This window comes from Xenorhabdus miraniensis, assembly GCF_002632615.1.
Map to the genome: position 1 here is coordinate 23,285 of NZ_NITZ01000019.1, position 18,932 is coordinate 42,216.

18 protein-coding genes are annotated in these 18,932 nt (G+C 41.8%); 10 read left to right on the forward strand and 8 right to left on the reverse strand.

Annotated elements, in window-relative coordinates; all coding sequences use genetic code 11:
* Positions 1-153: 153 nt before the first annotated feature.
* Positions 154-1,542 (reverse strand): amidohydrolase family protein, encoded by a 1,389-nt coding sequence (locus Xmir_RS16320; RefSeq protein ID WP_099115243.1) that lies wholly within the window; start codon positions 1,540-1,542, stop codon positions 154-156.
* Positions 1,543-2,131: 589 nt separating this feature from the next.
* Between Xmir_RS16320 and Xmir_RS16325 the strand changes: the two genes are divergently transcribed.
* Positions 2,132-2,311, forward strand: coding sequence for a hypothetical protein (locus Xmir_RS16325; RefSeq protein ID WP_099115245.1), 180 nt, complete (start codon positions 2,132-2,134; stop codon positions 2,309-2,311).
* 195 nt (positions 2,312-2,506) lie between these two features.
* On the opposite strand, the gene Xmir_RS16330 is transcribed toward Xmir_RS16325, so the two are convergent.
* Positions 2,507-3,358, reverse strand: a complete 852-nt coding sequence (locus tag Xmir_RS16330) for an alpha/beta fold hydrolase (RefSeq protein ID WP_099115246.1) — start codon at positions 3,356-3,358, stop codon at positions 2,507-2,509.
* Between the two features lie 246 nt (positions 3,359-3,604).
* On the opposite strand from Xmir_RS16330, the gene Xmir_RS16335 reads away from it, so the two are divergent.
* The 4 genes from Xmir_RS16335 to Xmir_RS16355 all read left to right on the forward strand — a co-directional run bounded on the left by Xmir_RS16335 (position 3,605) and on the right by Xmir_RS16355 (position 8,804).
* Complete coding sequence (locus Xmir_RS16335; protein ID WP_099115248.1) at positions 3,605-4,648, forward strand: TAXI family TRAP transporter solute-binding subunit; 1,044 nt, start codon at positions 3,605-3,607, stop codon at positions 4,646-4,648.
* A gap of 54 nt (positions 4,649-4,702) precedes the next feature.
* Complete coding sequence (locus Xmir_RS16340; protein ID WP_099115250.1) at positions 4,703-6,676, forward strand: TRAP transporter permease; 1,974 nt, start codon at positions 4,703-4,705, stop codon at positions 6,674-6,676.
* Positions 6,669-7,859 carry an L-2-hydroxyglutarate oxidase gene (gene lhgO, locus Xmir_RS16345; RefSeq protein WP_099115251.1) on the forward strand — a complete coding sequence of 397 codons (1,191 nt, stop codon included), beginning with the start codon at positions 6,669-6,671 and terminating at the stop codon, positions 7,857-7,859. The genes Xmir_RS16340 and lhgO overlap by 8 nt, the downstream gene beginning before the upstream one ends.
* A gap of 285 nt (positions 7,860-8,144) precedes the next feature.
* Entirely contained in the window at positions 8,145-8,804 is a 660-nt protein-coding gene (locus tag Xmir_RS16355; protein ID WP_099115254.1) for a methyltransferase, read from the forward strand.
* A 111-nt stretch (positions 8,805-8,915) separates the two neighbouring features.
* Here the strand turns inward: Xmir_RS16355 and Xmir_RS16360 are convergent, their stop codons facing one another.
* Complete coding sequence (locus tag Xmir_RS16360) at positions 8,916-9,485, reverse strand: HutD/Ves family protein (RefSeq protein ID WP_099115256.1); 570 nt, start codon at positions 9,483-9,485, stop codon at positions 8,916-8,918.
* Positions 9,486-9,611: 126 nt separating this feature from the next.
* On the reverse strand, positions 9,612-11,033 hold the full coding sequence (locus Xmir_RS16365; protein ID WP_099115257.1) for an aminotransferase-like domain-containing protein: 1,422 nt from the start codon (positions 11,031-11,033) through the stop codon (positions 9,612-9,614).
* A gap of 140 nt (positions 11,034-11,173) precedes the next feature.
* Between Xmir_RS16365 and Xmir_RS16370 the strand changes: the two genes are divergently transcribed.
* The 4 genes from Xmir_RS16370 to Xmir_RS16385 all read left to right on the forward strand — a co-directional run bounded on the left by Xmir_RS16370 (position 11,174) and on the right by Xmir_RS16385 (position 14,964).
* A complete protein-coding gene (locus Xmir_RS16370) occupies positions 11,174-12,523 on the forward strand; it encodes a cytochrome ubiquinol oxidase subunit I (protein WP_099115258.1) in 1,350 nt (449 codons plus the stop codon).
* A complete protein-coding gene (gene cydB / locus Xmir_RS16375; protein WP_099115260.1) occupies positions 12,513-13,520 on the forward strand; it encodes a cytochrome d ubiquinol oxidase subunit II in 1,008 nt (335 codons plus the stop codon). The genes Xmir_RS16370 and cydB overlap by 11 nt, the downstream gene beginning before the upstream one ends.
* Positions 13,477-13,659, forward strand: a complete 183-nt coding sequence (locus tag Xmir_RS16380; RefSeq protein ID WP_099115262.1) for a DUF2474 domain-containing protein — start codon at positions 13,477-13,479, stop codon at positions 13,657-13,659. The genes cydB and Xmir_RS16380 overlap by 44 nt, the downstream gene beginning before the upstream one ends.
* A 66-nt stretch (positions 13,660-13,725) precedes the next feature.
* Positions 13,726-14,964 (forward strand): ATP-binding protein, encoded by a 1,239-nt coding sequence (locus Xmir_RS16385; protein WP_099115263.1) that lies wholly within the window; start codon positions 13,726-13,728, stop codon positions 14,962-14,964.
* Positions 14,965-15,041: 77 nt separating this feature from the next.
* Here the strand turns inward: Xmir_RS16385 and phoH are convergent, their stop codons facing one another.
* Both phoH and Xmir_RS16395 read right to left on the reverse strand, forming a co-directional pair.
* Positions 15,042-15,830 carry a phosphate starvation-inducible protein PhoH gene (gene phoH, locus Xmir_RS16390; protein WP_208620450.1) on the reverse strand — a complete coding sequence of 263 codons (789 nt, stop codon included), beginning with the start codon at positions 15,828-15,830 and terminating at the stop codon, positions 15,042-15,044.
* Positions 15,831-16,290: 460 nt separating this feature from the next.
* Positions 16,291-17,295 (reverse strand): endonuclease, encoded by a 1,005-nt coding sequence (locus Xmir_RS16395; protein WP_099115266.1) that lies wholly within the window; start codon positions 17,293-17,295, stop codon positions 16,291-16,293.
* Positions 17,296-17,576: 281 nt separating this feature from the next.
* On the opposite strand from Xmir_RS16395, the gene Xmir_RS16400 reads away from it, so the two are divergent.
* Positions 17,577-17,759, forward strand: coding sequence for a hypothetical protein (locus tag Xmir_RS16400; RefSeq protein WP_047964321.1), 183 nt, complete (start codon positions 17,577-17,579; stop codon positions 17,757-17,759).
* A gap of 97 nt (positions 17,760-17,856) precedes the next feature.
* Here the strand turns inward: Xmir_RS16400 and Xmir_RS16405 are convergent, their stop codons facing one another.
* Both Xmir_RS16405 and Xmir_RS16410 read right to left on the reverse strand, forming a co-directional pair.
* Positions 17,857-18,294, reverse strand: coding sequence for a universal stress protein (locus Xmir_RS16405; protein ID WP_099115267.1), 438 nt, complete (start codon positions 18,292-18,294; stop codon positions 17,857-17,859).
* 107 nt (positions 18,295-18,401) lie between these two features.
* Entirely contained in the window at positions 18,402-18,830 is a 429-nt protein-coding gene (locus Xmir_RS16410; RefSeq protein ID WP_099115269.1) for a universal stress protein, read from the reverse strand.
* Positions 18,831-18,932: the final 102 nt, after the last annotated feature.

Consider the following 18,932-nt stretch of genomic DNA (forward strand, 5'->3'; position numbering starts at 1 on the left):
TCTTAAAAAAGTACATCATAGATTTTGTCATATTAAGAAAGTAATGGGATAGGTTCTAAGTATTATTCGGGTAACATATTAAATTTCTAGTATGTTACCCGACAATGACATTGAATTGATATGAAAAGCCTTTTATATCACTTTCCTTACACTTTATATCACCTTCCTCACACTTCCCCACGCCATTTTTCCCTTATGGAATGTCGCGGTTCGCGGCGAAATACGCGCTACTGCCTCAGCAGAACAGGAGGCATCCACCAGCACAAAGCTGGCATCATCCTGCACTTTAGGCCATACTCGCTCGCCTTTATCATTGAGCGGCAGAACATCGCCAGTGGCAATCCCCAGTGCACGAGATAACGCCTGCTCGTTCGGATGAATATAGAGCTGTGCATACAGGTTGGCTTTTTCCAGCATGTCACCCAAACCATATGGTGACCAGTGGTCAATGACGCTATCGGTGCCGGTCATCACGAATACGCCTTTGTCGCGTAACTGTTTGAGCGGCATATGCAGCGTACCGATAGGCACAGTCGACGCAATAGTTATCTGCTGCGCTGCCATGCGGGTAGCTATTTCATCCACTTGTTGTTCGTTCAGCGTTGCCAATGCAAAGGCATGGCTGATGGTCAGTTTGCCTTTTAACTGCGGCGTTTTTTCAACGGCTTCTATCATGTAATTAATCGCCGCTACGCCTGCCAGATCGGTTTCGTGTAGATGAATGTCCACACCTTTGCCATAGTCCAGCGCAATCTGGAACATAGTATCAAGGGACTTTTCCATCATGCCGTCAACGCTGGTGGGATCAAGACCACCCACATAGTGTGCCCCCGCCTGCATCGCTTCACGCATCAACGATGCTGATTCAGAAAGCAGAAGGCCATGCTGCGGAAAAGCCACAATCTCACAACTAAAACCCGCTTGACGACGTGCCAGTACTTTTTGCAGGTTTTCGAGATTTTTCAGTCCAGAAGTTGGTTCAATATTGCAGTGACTGCGGGCAATGGTGGAGCCTTTCGACTGAATAAGGTCAATCAGTTTTTCCGCACGCTCCTGAGTGTATGGTTGCAGTTCCGGTAATATTTTCTGTTCAAGTTTGATCATGTCCTGAATTGTGGTGCCAGCCGGTCGGTTAAGTGCACGCCACAAGCCACCATAATAGGTTTTATCCAGATGAATGTGCATATCCCGCATTGCCGGGAGTATCAATTTACCACCTGCATCGTAACGTGGTAATGGGCTGTCCAGGTACTGTTTATTTCCGCACAACGTAACAATTTTACCATTATTGATTTCCAGAGTTTTCAGCTCAGTCAGGGTACCGACTACCGTTTGTCCCTCAAATGCAAACCCCGATTCCAGCAAAACATTATCTAAATAGTAATGCTTATCAGTTGACTGCATGGAATTGTCCATTTCACAGTCTACTGTAACTGACTGAACAGCATACGCGACAGGGCTGGCTGCGCCCAACAACGCACAAGTGGTGACTATTTTACCGCTCTGGCTTAAAAATTCACGACGGCTTTTATTTTCGTTCATGCCCTCTTCCTTTTTAGTCGGTGACAAAACACATACCCGCCTTACTGTACCGTGTGATACCGAAATATTCCGCCCTCCGATGATAATTGCCCGAATGGATCGCGGTTTACCTATTTTGGTATTTTATAGAACAGTTAGAGTATAGGCTTCTGGAATTTATGATGTAATCACACCGACACCTTAATAAATGCAACAACCCATTATTTTTATAAAAAAATCAATAAATTTAAATGATTACAAGGAGCGTTGCTGTTATTTTCAATGAAATATAAATAGGATAAATAAACCTGTAGTCAAGGTAAAATTAAATATATACCATCGGAAATAACAAATGAAAAACACGATATCCAAAATATTTAAGCTGCATAAGCTTATCAATATTGGTTATTAGCTAACATCTCAATGAACTGAAACATATACTCAACAAATCTCAACTTGAATATACAGTGTAAGAGATCAATGCGTTATTGCTGTGGCATGTTGTTAAATATAAACAATGTTCCACTCAATTGTGAAAGATAGATTACTTTTAGCATTAGTACAAATCTTTATCATGTAAATACTTATATTCTTACTGAGGAATTAAATCATGAATAGAAAACTAGCTGCTTGTATACTTTCATTAATTATCGGAGTCACTGTTACTACCAACGCAAATGCGCTTGCTTGTAATATCTTTACAAATGTTGTAAAAGAGGTTTGCGTAAAAGTATGTGAAAAAATTCCTGACCGTGGTGTTTGGAGTGTAGTGAGACAAGGATGTATATAATTAGGCCCTAAATATATGCCTAATAAACTCCATTATTCAGGAAGTTAATACAGGGAAATAAACTGTCATTTAAAAATAACTGATACAATATGAATAAGAAGATAAGGATACCCTTTCTTAACAAAAAGGGTATCCTTAATATTGTCTTATGAAAATAAAAAATGGGCACATTAGTAGAATGGACAGCCATTAAATTCATTGAAAATCATTGAGAAACTCAGCCAAAATCGGATTAAATTCGTCTGGAACTTCCCAGAATGGGGCATGGTCAACACTCGCTAAATTGAATACCTGATTTTTCCAGAGATTTCGGTAATTCAACCCATTAATATAGTCAATGTTAATAAATGGATCACCAGCACCATTAACAATCGCTAACGGTATTTCACTGGTCTCAGCCAATAGTTTTTGATCAGTCGCTTGAGATGAAAGAAAGGCTTCAAACATATATTGTCGTGTCAATCCATCTGTTCTTGCTACCGCTTCAATAAGGAAAGGTTCATGAGGTGCATTGACCCCACAAGTTTCGTATGCAAAATGCTTAATATCTTCTTCAGTAAAATCAGCTTTGCCAGCAAGCCCCATATGTTCGCTGGGTTTAAAACCAAGGGCCACGTTATCTGCACCAATCGCTACCGGTGGAGTACCACAAATCATTAACCCAATCATTTTGGGAAACAGAGCCAACATTTCCAAGCCAATATGCCCTCCCAATGACCAGCCAAAAACCACAACTCTGTTAATTCCTAACTTTTCCAATACTTCAATAATAGTACGGGCATAACTCGGCATTGAATACGCTTGACGTGGTTCGCTGGCATTTGATGATGCACCATGTCCAGGCAAATCTAACGCCAAAACTCGGTATTTCCCTTTTAGAGAGTTCCCTTTTAGATAGTTAATTTGATGACGGAATATTTCTTTACAACTTGAATTGCCATGTATCAGAAGAACGGGTAAACCATTACCGCCAGTATCTATGACCGATATACCAGCATAACGGGTTTGAATATCATAATAGTTAATATCATCATGTGTAGTCGTCATTATACTATCTCCTCAAGAATCAATAACAAATTAACTCAGGCAACCTATCGGCATTAGTGATCCGTTAAAAGATTATTCCGTACTTTCCTTACACAAAATCCATATGCCATTACACATCTTTTGTTTTGATATTTTCAAAACACCTATCACAAATTAGCAATATTAAACTCTGATTTTAACGTGCCATACTGTATACAATTTAACAAACCATTAAACACTTGTTACACAACATTTGGTAATTAAGTTATGCAAAAGAGAACGTCGAAAAAACTCAAACTTCTGTTGGCAATAATTGCCGCCATCATTTTGGTCTTCATAGCCATTGCAGGGAAGATAGAAAATGCCAATAAACGTTTTCTCTCCGTAGCTACCGCTTCCACGGGTGGAACTTATTACCCGATAGGTGTCGGGTTAGCCAATGTATGGAGTAACCATCTGAAACAGGAAAATATTCAGGTCACGGGGCAATCTTCAGCCGGTTCGATTGAAAATATTGACCTGCTCCAGAAAGATGAAGCACAACTCGCTATTTTACAGAGTTTGATCGCTGTTGAAGCCTATCAGGGTGTCCGTCATTTCGAAAATCGTCCTTATCAAGACCTGCGTTCCATAGCCGTGCTCTGGCCAAATGTTGAACATTTTGTTTTATTAGACAATAAGATCAAGGATGGAACACTGAATGATATTGCCGGAACCCGTTTTTCTGTCGGGCCCCAAGCCAGTGGCACTGAACAATCTACACTGATTATTCTCAAAGGCATCAATCTAAGCAAGCAGGATATCCAACCGGAATATCTTGGCTATGGCGATACCGTTTCTGCCATGCGGGATGGACGTCTTGATGGCGGGGCCTTGCCTGCCGGTGTGCCGGCATCGGCTATCACAGATATGTATGCCAGCGGGGTTCCTGCCCGTATCCTCCATGTGACAAATGAACAACTGGAGAAGATTAACGCCATCGCTAACTCGTGGTTTCGTTTTATCATCAAGCCAGAAACTTATCCTCGCCAAAAACAGCCCGTTCAAACAATCGCTCAACCCAATATTCTGATGACAACACGCAAAATAGATGAAAAAACCATTTATGAATTAACAAAAGCGATGTTTGCAAACCAGAAAGAAGTTCACCAAATCCACAGCGCTGCGAAATACATTCTGCCCGAAAACGCCCTCAAAGGTGTTTCTGTTCCATTACATCTTGGTGCCTATCAATATTATCGCGAAATAGGTCTGAATATCCCTGATTATCTTGTGCCTCCAGAACTTAAATCTGCGATCAATCAACCATAATTTTCACTCCGATTTTCACCGGGATGCTATTGACCATATTATTATGGAGTTACTATGAATACTGACAATGTAACGTCATCTTCTGCTGCTGAGCTGGATAAAGAAAGCGGTTCCGGCAACCGCCATTTAATGGGTGTCTATTTGAAGTTCACAACCATACTTGCTGTCACTCTTTCTCTTTACTCTATTTATTCCAATGCGTTATCCAATACGCAAGAATTTTACCGCAATGCAACTTTCCTTAGTGGCATTCTGATTTTAGGCTTTATTCTGTTTCCAATTTCTAAACGTTATTCAACTTCTAAATTCAATTATTGGGATTACTTTTTTATTCTGCTTACACTGATAAGTTATGGATATTTTTATTTTACTTACACTGATTTGCATGTTGTGCGTAACAGTATTCCCAACACCACAGATTATGTCATGTCCGTTATCGGTATTGGGGTGCTGTTTGAAGCAGCAAGGCGCACTACAGGCTATTTCATACCGGGTTTATCTCTTTTTGCCATTATCTATGCCCTATTCGGCCAATATTTCATGGGGATCTTCGGGCATGCCGGGTTTTCGCTTGAACGTCTGCTGTTCCGCTTATTCATGACCAGTGAAGGCATTTTTGGTATTACGTTATCTACCGCATCAACAGCAATCATCACCTTTATTCTGTTTGGCGCATTTTTAAGTGTCAGTGGTGCGACTGCCTTGTTCAATGACCTTGCTCTATCAATAGCCGGACGTCGCCGGGGCGGGCCAGCGCAGGTTGCTGTTATCTCTTCTGCCCTGACAGGTTCACTCAGTGGCAGTGCTGTTGCCAACGTTGCTACAACCGGCACCTTTACTATTCCTCTGATGAAGAACATCGGCCTATCTCCCCGTTTTGCCGGTGCGGTCGAAGCTGCGGCATCAACGGGAGGCATGATCATGCCGCCTATTATGGGCGCAGCCGCATTTATTATGGCGGGTTTTCTGGGTATCTCCTACACCACTATTGTGATTGCAGCCATTATTCCGTCTCTGCTCTATTACGCAGCCCTGATTATCGCTATTGATCTGGAGGCCAAGAAACAAGGATTAAAAGGCCTCAGTAAGGATAATATTCCCCAAGTTAAAGCCGTACTGAAAGCGCGTGGTTTGTTATTATTACCACTATTTATTGTGATCGGGACGCTATTAACCGGAAAAACCCCGATTTATGCCGGTTTCCTCGGCATCATCACGATTATCATCGCAAGCTGGATAACACCAGATACTTCTGTACGCATGACACCAAAAAAAATTGCCGCTGCCCTGAATGAGGCTGCTCGCGGGGCTATTCAAGTTACCGTTGCCTGTGCTGCTATTGGCGTAATTATCTGTGTTGTCACCATGACGGGCATTGGCTCTACTCTTGCCTTCAATATTGTTTCACTCACCAATAATACCCTGTGGATGATTTTGCTTGTTGTAATGGCGGTTTGTATTGTCCTCAGTATGGGATTACCTTCAACTGCCTTATATATCGTCGTTGCCGTGACAGTGTCACCTATATTAATCAAAGCCGGTGTTTTACCATTGGCGGCTCACTTCTTTGTTTTCTGGTTTGGCGCGCTTTCCAATATTACACCCCCTGTGGCACTTGCCAGTTACACAGCAGCCAGCATTGCTCGTGCCGATCCAATGCAGACTTCATGGAACGCGGTACGGCTGGCTTTGCCGGGCTTTATCATTCCATTTATTTTAGTGTACAACCCAGCATTATTGATGCAGGGCGACCATTTAAACGCCCTGTCCATCAGTTATATGATTCTGACTGCCCTGATTGGCATCTATTCACTTTCCATTGCCTGCGCAAATTTCTGGATGGGCAACACCCATTGGTCAGAAAGGATTCTCTTCGCGATCGCCGCGATTCTTTTAATCAAACCGGGAATGCTGACTGATCTGGCTGGAATAGTATTGATTATCACCGCAGGAACCACGCATTTTTTACGCAATAAATGGGGACACTTGAAAAATAAAAATCATGAGGAACATTCTAAAAATGTATGACGTGATTATCATTGGAGCAGGATTAGTCGGGCTTGGCACTGCCAATGCCCTGCAAGAACGTCATCCGCACCTGCGCTTGCTCGTGTTGGATAAAGAAAATGGGGTGGCAGCGCATCAAAGCGGCCATAACAGCAACGTTGTTCACTCTGGCATTTACTACCCCCCCGGCAGTTTAAAAGCACGGCTGGCAAAACTGGGAAACCGCACGATATATCAGTTTTGCCAGCAACACGGGTTATATTACGACCGTTGCGGTAAAGTAATTGTTGCAACCCAACTCAAAGAGCTGCCTTTGCTGGAGAATATCTATCAACGGGGAGTACAGAATGGCCTTGAGGTCAAACGCCTTTCACAAGCTCAATTGAAAGAACGCGAGCCTTATGTGAATGGCCTTGAGGCAATTCTGGTGCCGGATGCAGGTATTGTAAATTACCCGGAAGTTGCCGCAAAACTGGCTGAAATTATTCAGGCCAAAGGTGGAGATATTCATTATCAACAACAGGTTCAAGGTATTTGTGAACACCGGGATTATGTTGAAGTACAAACTCAGAAAACTTGTTATCAAGCCAAATGGCTGGTGAATTGCGCCGGATTGCACAGTGACAGAATTACCCGGTTGGCAGGTTATGAAACCGGCATGAAGATCGTTCCATTTCGGGGCGAATATTATGTACTGAATAGCAGTAAAAATTATCTGGTTAACCATCTGATTTACCCGGTGCCCAATCCTGATTTTCCTTTTCTCGGCGTTCATTTTACACGGATGCACAATGGCAAGCGGGATGTCGGCCCGAATGCGGTACTGGCATTTAAACGCGAGGGATATCATAAAACAGACTTCAACCCACGGGATTTAGCAGAAGTGCTGACATACAAAGGATTTTGGAAGATTGCTACGCGCTATTTTTGCGAAGGTGTGGCAGAAATGCAGCGTTCATTTTCACGCCGTCTTTTCACTGAGAATGCCCGTCAGCTTATTCCTGATTTGCAGCCAGAAGATATCAAACCGGGACCTGCCGGCGTCCGCGCTCAGGCACTCACCGACGATGGCAAATTGGTGGATGATTTTCACTTTGTAAAAGGTCGCCGTTCACTGCATGTATGCAATGCTCCCTCTCCAGCGGCTACGGCGTCGATAGAAATTGGCAGGGAAATTGTGAGGCAATATTTCACTGAGTTTTGAGGATTGATATATTTTAAACTGACAGATACCGAAAAAATGGTAACTGTCAGTTTGGATTAATTAGGATAACCTTAATTAATGCGAATCAATTTATTTTCATATTGAGATAATCTTCGTTCAAAAAGCACCCCATAATAAAATCTGTAATAGCGACAATGAATAGCACACTGATAGAATTGATGGCAGCGATATTCCATAAAGACTGGCTTAACCACAAAAATATCAAGAAATAACAATAACCAGCTATCCTTCATCCTTGCAAATCATCCTAAAAAAGAGTTTACCATGAACAATAATTACAAATTTTATGTAGAATGGTGGTTGGAGCAGGAAAGATTACGAACAAATAATGGAGTCCCTGTAAAAATAACACTGGCAGGAATTAAATTATATGTTATTCCCCAAGTATTTCTTCCATCCCCATTACAAACTCACTCTACACCATTACTTATAAAAAATATTAAGCATCATAATTTTACCGGAAAAAAAGTCCTTGATATAGGAACTGGCAGTGGCATTCTTGCCATTTATTCTGCCCTTAATGGTGCATCTTTGATAACAGCAACAGATATCAATAACGATATATTACACCATGCCAAACATAATGCTTATCTGAATAAGGTTACGAACATCCATTTTATAAATAGTAATCTCTTTGAATCTGTCGAAGGTAAATATGACTACATATTTGCCAATGGGCCAATTTCTCCTGAATCCTGGCCAGAAAAAAAACTGTCCGGACATACCATATCAAGTTATGGGGAAACTCTTTTTAGTCAGTATCGTGACTATCTGACTGATGAAGGGATGATGTTTATGACATTCGCAGAATTTGGCCCAACGGAGGCTTTCTACAAAACGCTGCAAAAAAATTCCGTTATACACAAAGAAAAGAGAGAGACAAAATTTGGAGTATGGTGGAGTTTTCATGAAATAAGCAAATAAGTACCCGGCTACAAGGGAGAAAATCCCCAGGACATAGATAACTATGTCTCTGGGGGGTGTGAGTGAATGCAACCAACGAGGGTCTACTTAAAAGGTGATCGGGTATCTGATTTACCCAACAGGGCGTAAATCAACCCACAATAATTGGCTATCCGCAACTAATGGCTTAATAACCCCTTCCCTGATATCCGGCAACCACCATGCTCCCTGACCAAAAGCAAGCTGAGCACTATTTGCACCTGTCATTTCCCAACGGCCTTTTAAAACATAAAGTACGCCACTGTGAGATGTCGGTAATAATCGCTCATCGGAAACCAATGAGATCTCAGAAGTCCAACAGGAACGGCGAGTCATAATATTGAAGCACTGAATCGGGCCATCCAACAATTCAGCATTCCCCCGAATATCGCCTGAAAAATGGAATGGTGTCATCTTTTTCACCAGTTCATGCTCCAAAAAACCCGGACTGGTCAAGCGAACACCTTTCCCTTTTAATAAAACAATGGAGCGTTCAATATCAGGGAACTGCCCCAATGCGCCACTTTGATGAATGGTCGTGAAACAGGCTCGCCAGGCAAAATCATCAGAAACTGGCCAGCAAACAATATCCCTTGTTTCGCCTCTCCCTTCAGACCATTGCTCTTTTGGTAATGCTGCATAATCGAAACATTTCATTTTCATGCCACTCCCTCACCACTTTTATATTCTGTTTACAGCGTCAAAAGATGATTAATGTCAGATTGTTAATAGGAACATTCGCAAATAATTCTTCCTACGACAATATTGAGATAGTTGAAGTGTGATTGATTACCCGCATTCCTTGAGAAACATGTGGCACATGTTCCCTAAATCTTTCATTGCAACAGCCTGCATTTCATCCCATGCAAACGAAGTATTCAGACGAAAGGCATGATCAAACTGGGAACTGGTGGAGAACATACTACCCGGCGCAATACTAATATTTTTAGCCAGTGCCAATTGGTATAGTCGATTGGCATTGAAAGGCGGTTCAAACTCCAACCAAAGAAAATACCCCCCACGGGCACTGTTTACTTTCACTGACTGAGGGAAATATTCACTAATTGCCCGTAACATCTGGCCTTGCCGTTGCTCCAACTGACGTCGCAGCCGCCGCAGATGATTGTCATACCCTCCTTGCGCCAGATAATCCGCAATGGCCAACTGGGTTGGTGTACTGGCAGATACTGTACTCATCATTTGTAATTGCTGAATTTTCTTCGCATGTTTACCCGCAGCAACCCAACCGACCCGATATCCGGGTGCAAGGCATTTTGAAAATGATGAACAGTGCATGAAATTATTTTCTGTATCCCATGCCTTTACTGGCGCAGGAGGCTCCTGTTCGAAATACAGTTCACCATATACATCATCTTCAATCAGGGCGATCTGGTTTTGATTTAGAATTTCCACCAGCCGCTGTTTATTTTCAGATGGCATCGTGCTGCACAGTGGGTTTTGAAAACGCGACATCAACCAACAGGCTTTTATTGGATATTTTTGCACGATTTCTTCCAATGTGTCTAAATCAATGCCTGTATGTGGATCTGTTTTAATCGCGATAGCTTTCAATCGCAATCGCTCTATCGCTTGTAACGCACCATAAAAAGCAGGAGATTCAATCACTACCCAATCTCCCGGAGAAGTAACGGATTGCAGGCTGAAACTTAATGATTCCATAGCCCCCGCAGTAATAACAATCTCGTCCGGTGAAACGTGGATACCGTGGGCAGCATAACGGCGAGATATATTGCGCCGTAACTTTTCATTACCCGGCGGCAGATTTGCCAGCGAATTATGTGGAACAAAGCGACGGGCGACTGAAGCCAGTATTTTTGAAAGTTTGGGTTCTGCCAACAAGGAAGGGTCAGGAAAAGCCGAGCCGAAAGGGATAATTTGCGGATCTTTGCATGCCTGCAAAACATCAAAAATAGATGCGCTAATTTCCACATTTTCACTTAAATTAAGTTCCTTCCCTCCCTTTGCCGCCGCAAAGGGCTTTAACCGAGTAGCGACATAATATCCTGATTGCGGTCGCGCGACGATCCATCCCTGACTTTCCAGCAATTGATAGGCTTGCAGCACCGTCATCAAGCTCAACCCTGACGATTTCACCGATTCCCGTAGCGATGGTAACCTGTCACCAACTTGCCAGATATCGTCTTCTATCTGCTGGCGTATCATTCCAGCTAATTGTTCATAACGCGTCATATGCCAGGCTTCCGGTTTAACTGTTATAGTCAATAAACAAAAAATTGTAACTATTATACCCAAAATCTCTATGTTCTACTTATCCACACTTTCTAACTTCGTTTGCCCATATACCCAATCGATTTCAATAAGAGGTCACTATGTTCGGGTTAAATGCCCTTGAACTTGCAAGGATACAATTTGCATTTACAGTTTCTTTTCACATCATCTTCCCCGCTATTACGATAGGCTTAGCCAGCTTCCTCGCGGTATTGGAAGGTTTATGGCTTAAAACACGCAATACTGATTACAAAACGTTATACCACTTCTGGTCAAAAATTTTTGCAGTTAATTTCGGTATGGGCGTTGTTTCTGGCCTGGTAATGGCTTACCAATTCGGTACTAACTGGAGTTTCTTCTCTGATTTTGCTGGTTCTGTCACAGGCCCTTTGCTAGTTTATGAGGTGCTGACGGCATTTTTTCTTGAGGCCGGATTTTTAGGCGTCATGCTGTTTGGCTGGAGCCGGGTCGGAGAAAGGCTGCACTTTTTCGCAACTTGTATGGTGGCACTTGGTACGATTATTTCCACATTCTGGATATTAGCCTCCAATAGCTGGATGCAGACGCCACAAGGCTATGAGATTGTTAATAATCAAGTCGTGCCTGTTGACTGGTTCGCGGTGATTTTCAATCCTTCTTTCCCTTATCGTTTACTGCATATGGGAACTGCTGCATTCCTCGCCTCGGCATTTTTCATTGCTGCTTCTGCTGCATGGCATTTGCTAAAAGGTAATGATTCATCAGCCATACGGAAAATGCTGTCAATGGCAATGTGGATGATTTTGTTCATTGCGCCGTTGCAGGCCATGATTGGCGATATGCACGGGTTAAATACATTAAAACACCAGCCTGCTAAAGTTGCCGCAATGGAGGGCCATTGGGAAAATCACGCAGGTGAAGCCACGCCATTAATTCTGTTTGGCATCCCTGATCAAGCAACGGAAGAGACACGTTATGCCATCAAAATTCCTTACCTTGCCAGCCTGATCCTGACACACAGTCTGGATAAGCAGGTTCCGGCACTGAAAGAATTTGTACCCGAAGATCGCCCGAACGTCTTTATGGTGTTCTGGTCATTCCGTGTCATGGTAGGGCTTGGGATATTAATGATTGTTGCCGGAATTTGGGGGCTATGGCTGCGTCATAAAAAACGCTTGTATGAAAATCGGCTTTTTCTTCGTTTTATGCTTTTAATGGCACCTTCTGGTCTTATCGCAATTCTGGCCGGTTGGTTTACTACGGAAATTGGTCGCCAGCCATGGGTTGTTTATGGCCTGATGCGCACCAAAGATGCCGTATCGGCACATGGTGATATCCACATGAGCATTAGCCTGCTGATTTTCTTTGTCGTCTATGCTGCTGTTTTCGGTATCGGTTACATCTATATGATGAAACTTATCCGTAAAGGTCTCAATCAAGATCCCAATAAGGAGTTAACAAATGGGTATTGATCTCCCCCTGATTTGGTTCCTGATCATCATATTCAGCACCATGATGTATATCGTGATGGATGGTTTTGATCTCGGCATCGGTATGTTATATCCGGCAATCAAGGAACAATCCGATCGGGATTTAATGATGAATTCTGTTGCTCCCGTCTGGGATGGTAATGAAACTTGGTTGGTATTGGGAGGAGCCGGGTTATTTGGTGCATTCCCATTAGCCTATGCTGTGATTTTAGATGCTCTGGCAATCCCGCTGACCATTATGCTGTTAGGCCTGATATTTCGTGGTGTTGCTTTTGAATTTCGTTTCAAGGCCACCCCGAAACACCAACATCTTTGGGATAAGGCGTTCATTATCGGCTCAATACTTGCCACCTTTATGCAGGGTATCGTTGTTGGTGCGGTTATTGAAGGTTTTCCCGTCGACAATCGTGTTTATGCTGGGGGTTATTTTGACTGGCTGGCACCTTTCCCTCTATTTTGCGGGCTTGGTCTTGTTGTCGCCTATGCCTTATTAGGCTGTGGCTGGTTGGTGATGAAAACCGAAGGGCACCTGCAACAACAAATGTATCGCATCCTGCGCCCCTTGACATTACTGATGCTTGCAGTCATTACCATCATCAGTATTTGGACACCTTTGGCCCATTCAACGATTGCGGAACGCTGGTTCAGCCTGCCAAATCTGTTTTTCTTCATGCCCGTACCATTACTGGTATTGTGGTCAAGCTGGCACCTATTGAAAGCCACACAGAATTCAAGCCATTACTCCCCATTTTTTACCGCATTGTTACTGATTTTCATGGGGTTCAGTGGGTTGGGGATCAGCATTTGGCCTAGCATTATTCCTCCTTTCATTAGTTATGAGGAGGCCGCATCGCCGCCTCAATCATTAGGTTTTATGTTGGTTGGTGCCTTATTTATCATTCCGATCATTTTGACTTATACCTTTTGGAGTTATTATGTCTTCCGAGGAAAAATCACTCACGAACAAGGTTATCACTGAAACTGATCCACTACGTCCCTCAATATGGAAACGCTTGGGTTGGCTGGTTACAATTTGGCTTTGCAGTGTACTTGCTCTCTACGCCGTATCCACGTTATTTCGCGCCTTAATGACAACAGCGGGCATGAAAATCAAGTGATAACTAACCTTTTTTAATTAATTGAGCTAAGGTTTTGATCAGGACAACAAGAGGATTGTTTAACTGATGAAAACCTTCTCTGACAATCCAGTAACGGCAATAAGCTGGTTGTGTGGTACGGCTATCGCCATTAATTTGTTTGTGCTTCTGTTTCTGGGATTCAATACCCCACTCTCGTTGATTGAAAAACTGTGGGCAATTTTTAACGTTTTGAATATATTACTTTTATTTATTCTGCTTCATAGAGCAAATTTCATTTCATTTCGTATCACATTATTTTCAAAATTATTTTTCACAAAGAAGCAAAGAAAAATAGCGATTCTGAAACAGGAAAAACAATATTTACGTTTTCTCATCTCCGTTCATTCTCAGCTAAATCTTAATACTGCATTATCTGATAATTTTCATATGGCATTTTACCGACTTAACCAGTTAGTGCCTTTCAATGAAGTCAGGATCACGCTTTATCACCCACAAAGGAAATACCATTTTGAGTACCCGGATAATATCTTAAATAGCTATCTTCCACGGATGATGAAATGGGATTTATATGATAAACAGACTTTCCACGGTATGATCCAGATCCTGATTCATCGGGATCAGGTTTTATCTTCTTATGAAAAAAATTTGATTCAATCCGTTGTTGATGCACTGGCAAGGCATATATCGATCAAAAATACAGTGCGCCAACAAATTAAACAAAGTATCAGCGATGACCGGAAAGCCATTGCCAGAGAGCTGCATGACACTGTAGCGCAATCATTTCTATTCCTGAAGATTCAGATTAATAGCCTGCATTTTCGCACCGATAAATTCTCTCGACAAGGATTGATCTCCTTAAGAATGATCAAAGAAGAGTTGGATATCGCTGGCCAACAATTCAGAGAAATGCTGGTCTCACTACGTACAGAGAGAAACCATCATGATTTATTTGACTCATTGAAAGCGTTAATCAAAGAATTCAACCACCGACTGGGTTTTAACATTGAATTTCATTACCGGATCACGCACCAAATTATTCCCATTGGTCATGGCCGGCATCTGGTGCAGATTATCAGGGAAGCGCTGAATAATTGCTATAAACATGCCGCTGCGACTTGGATCAGCATTCGTATTTATCCTGTCGGGAAAAAGATTATTACCGTTATTAGCGATAATGGTCGTGGAGTGCCTCTGACTCTGACAGAACAAGAACAGTTTGGTCTGGCAATTATGCGAGAACGGGTATCTTTGATTTCAGGGAAGATGAAAATTAAAAAACGCAGAAAAAGTGGCACAGAAATTGAAATTCAATTTCCGCTGTAAACGTTATTCCCCCAGCCACAGGATTAACTGGGGGATGGGTTTCTTTGCAGCGATATGTATGTGTATGCTCAGCTCTATCAGCTATAAGCCAACAATGCTTTCTGGCACAATCTGGAACGCACGCAATCCTGTTGGGAAAAATGAATTACACTGACAGATTCATCATCGAAAAACCTTTCTAAGGCATCCACCAATCCAGATGTCATGTTTCCCGGCAAGTCACATTGACTCACATCACCATTAACAACCACTGTTACATTTTCTCCCAATCTCGTTAAAAACATTTTCATTTGATTAACAGTAACATTTTGCGCTTCATCAAGGATCACAAACGCATTTTCAAATGTTCTTCCGCGCATATAGGCAAAAGGCGCAATTTCTACTTTGCCGATTTCAGGGCGCAAGCAATATTGCAAAAATGAAGCCCCCATGCGTTTTAATAACACGTCATAAACGGGTCGGAAATAAGGAGCAAATTTCTCTGCCATATCTCCGGGGAGAAAACCAAGATCTTCTTCTGCCTGCAATACAGGGCGTGTCACAATAATTTTATCAACTTCTTTATTGATTAAGGCATCCGCTGCCATTACTGCACTAATGTATGTTTTTCCACATCCAGCTTCACCATTAGCAATAATCAATTGCTTATTATTGATCGCCCGCATATAGCGGTACTGAACTTCACTACGTGGCAGAATTTCTGAAGTGTCCCTGTTTTCACGCGCCATTCCAATAGTTTCAACGCCTCCAACTTGCACCAATGAGGTGACATTATCATGATTCCGATAACGTGATTGCCGCATGTCCTTTTTTAACATTCTTCTTACTTCACGACGCGATTTGATCACTGCTTTCTGTCTACCCATAGTCATACACCTTATCGTTAGTTTCACTATTGCGGTGTTCTATCATTGATAGAATAACTAAGTTATGCCCTTCACCTTTCACGCTACAATTTGAAAGGTATCGGGTATATATCGAACAGGCAGGAGCTCCCTTTTCAGCTCATTAAGGCCCATAAAAAAACCGGCGCTAAGATCGCCACTATTTTTATTAGTGACATTGATCCCAATCGCCGGTTCCTAACCGAGAATGCAGTTTCAGTCTCTGTCATTAGCATTCCTCGCATCTTTCCGCTTTCTTTGGTGTAACCTAACGGACTATGATGTCAGTATAATGACAGTTTTTTATTTATGACAAGATGAAAGGTTAAACCTTACTGAAACATTCTTGATTTTTTTACTGGTAAAGGCTCAATTCGGTAACTATTCATTCCGTAACTATTCATTCCGTAACTACAGAAAAATAATGACCTTACATTCTCCATTATTTTTTACAATTACCTGCCAAGCGGTATCCCGCTTTTTTGGCTTCTGCTTCTGAATGGAAATAAACTGCATTTTTATCTGCTACCGTCTTATAACCAGAGCAATGTGCAAAATGATAAATCTGGCTGTTTTTATTGCCTTTAATTATGGCTTCCTGCTCCGCTTTTGATACGGCTCTTTGAGTGAGTGCCTGATTATTCCCCGTATGGAGTCTATTTTGTTTTGGCGTACTAGGTTGTGCCACCAGCCCTTGGCCTGAGTTTTTATGCCCCAATTCCCATTTTTTACTGCCAGTCACAAATGGATTATGGTGCCCCATGATCCGGGCAATTCGGTTATCCCTATCACGCTCCCAAGCTTCCACCGGATGCTGGCGATCCCATGCCATCATCAATTGTTGTTGTTGGCGTGACATCGTCAAGTTATAGCGGTCATACATATAAAAGTAGACTCTGGCAACCATTCCTTTCACTCTGTCACGTGGTTCAAACAAACGTGATTGAAAATCCACTTTACTGCTACAAGCGCCATACATATTAGGCGTGTTTCTGGCAACCATTCCATAAGCAAAATTACTGCGATCGCCATTAACTTCACCAATTGAAGGAGCCAAATTATGTATATCTGACTCTATCATGCGAAATACCGGATCAGTATCAACGCAGTTCTTCCGGCCCCCGGTCTGCCAACATTGGCGCTGGTGCCCAAATACCCATGCAGGCACCATATGTTCCCATTCAATACGTTCTGCCCTTGTTTGCTGTGATCTTACATGGTAACTACAAGATGCTAAATCAACACGTCCACCACTCTTGCCGACCCATTGCCAGTCACAGCCACAATATAATGTCCCTATGCCGGATTTCGTTTGCCCATTATAGACATTCTTTCTTGATTCCACTTTTGCTTGCTCAAAACTGGTTGGAGCGCTCCATACATTAAACGAAATAGTTAATCCGAAAATCAAAAGATAACGTGCCCACAGGCCAATTTTATTGTTCAAAATAATACCTATTTACTTATTGTGCATAACATCCATCTATTATCCTGCCTGACAACACCATAAAATGACAAATATAATTCGTGGAAATTTTATTGATAGCGGCAACGGAATTAATCCATTATTTGGATTAATTAATATTAATATGACTTAATGCACTAAACAGCCCTTTTTATTGGAATTTTAAGTACTAAAATATCACGTTAATTAAACTATTGATCTCGGTTTATTTGAGTAATATTAAATCAATTACTTAAAACACTCAGTTAAATTCATTAGGATAAATGACCATTAGCACTAAAATCAAACAGCTTGAACAAGAGTTGCAGGAAGTTGTAAAGAAATATTCAGGGAATGAAGAAGTCACCGTCATTACTACTAACAGTTCAGAAAATAATTTACAGATTCAAGTTATTATCGCTGGTAAAAATCAGTTAGATATTACCCTGAATTCATTTTCTGATTAACCAAAATTCTCTGTATTTGTATCATTATCAGAATGTACTATTATCCCCGCCCGTGCCGGGGCGAGGATTTATGGCATTTTTCGCTGAATAAAATCGATTATCTTACAACCAAAACTGAGATTTCAGCATACCCTACAATACCCGACGCATTTGAACCCAGTAAATGGGTTGAAATATCGGGTCGCCTTGATCCAACAATAATCAAATCTGCCCCTATTTCACGGGCTGTAGACAACACTTTGTCTCGCGGGGAACCAAAAGCAACAGAGTATGATATTTTATCTTTTGGCAGGTCGATTCTTTCTACGACTTTTTTCAGTTCCTCTTCAGAATTCGCAATCGCCTTTTTGGCAAAAGCACTTAGTAAATCATAATGATAGCTATAACTCACAGAAAACCTGGAGATATCTGGCACTGAGTGGAACAGGTGTACTTTTGCATTAGATATTTTTGCCAAATATTCTGCATGTTTAATTGCATTATCCGTTAATTGATCTTCTGGAATATCAATTGGAACTAAAATTGTGTTATACATATATACTCCCCTGTAATCGGATATAACCTCTAGCTATTGGATATCAACCATCAAGCCGTCACAAAAGCCTATTACTATTACTAATCCACCATTTCCATCGGAAATCATTACCGCACTACTAATACAGACACTTTTGCGTACCTGACAACACCAGAAGAGTTAGAGCCCAATAAGTGTGTAGTGATATTGGGTCGTCTTGAACCAATGACGATCAAATCAGCCCCAATTTCATCCGCCGCCGCAGTGATTTCATCTCTTGGTGAACCAAATGCAATCGAATAGGCAATGCGATCATGCGGTAATTCAAGGGAATCGACGAGTTTTCCCAAATCTTGCTCCGCCTTGATAGTCGCCTTGTCCTTAATCTCCATATAGCCTAATGCGTAAGCATTGATGATAGCTGATGAAATAGGTAATACATGCAGGAAATGTAATTTAGCCCCTGTTTCTCTAGCGATCTTAAGCGCGCTATCAACGGCCTTGTTGGTTAGATCTTCTTCTGAAATATCTACTGGTACTAAAATAGTTTTGTACATATGCATGCTCCTATCTACTGAAATACCAAGTTATTCTGATTTCTTTATTATATTGAAATTCAGGCAACTTACTGTGAGTTATCTAACACCTAAACATGTTAG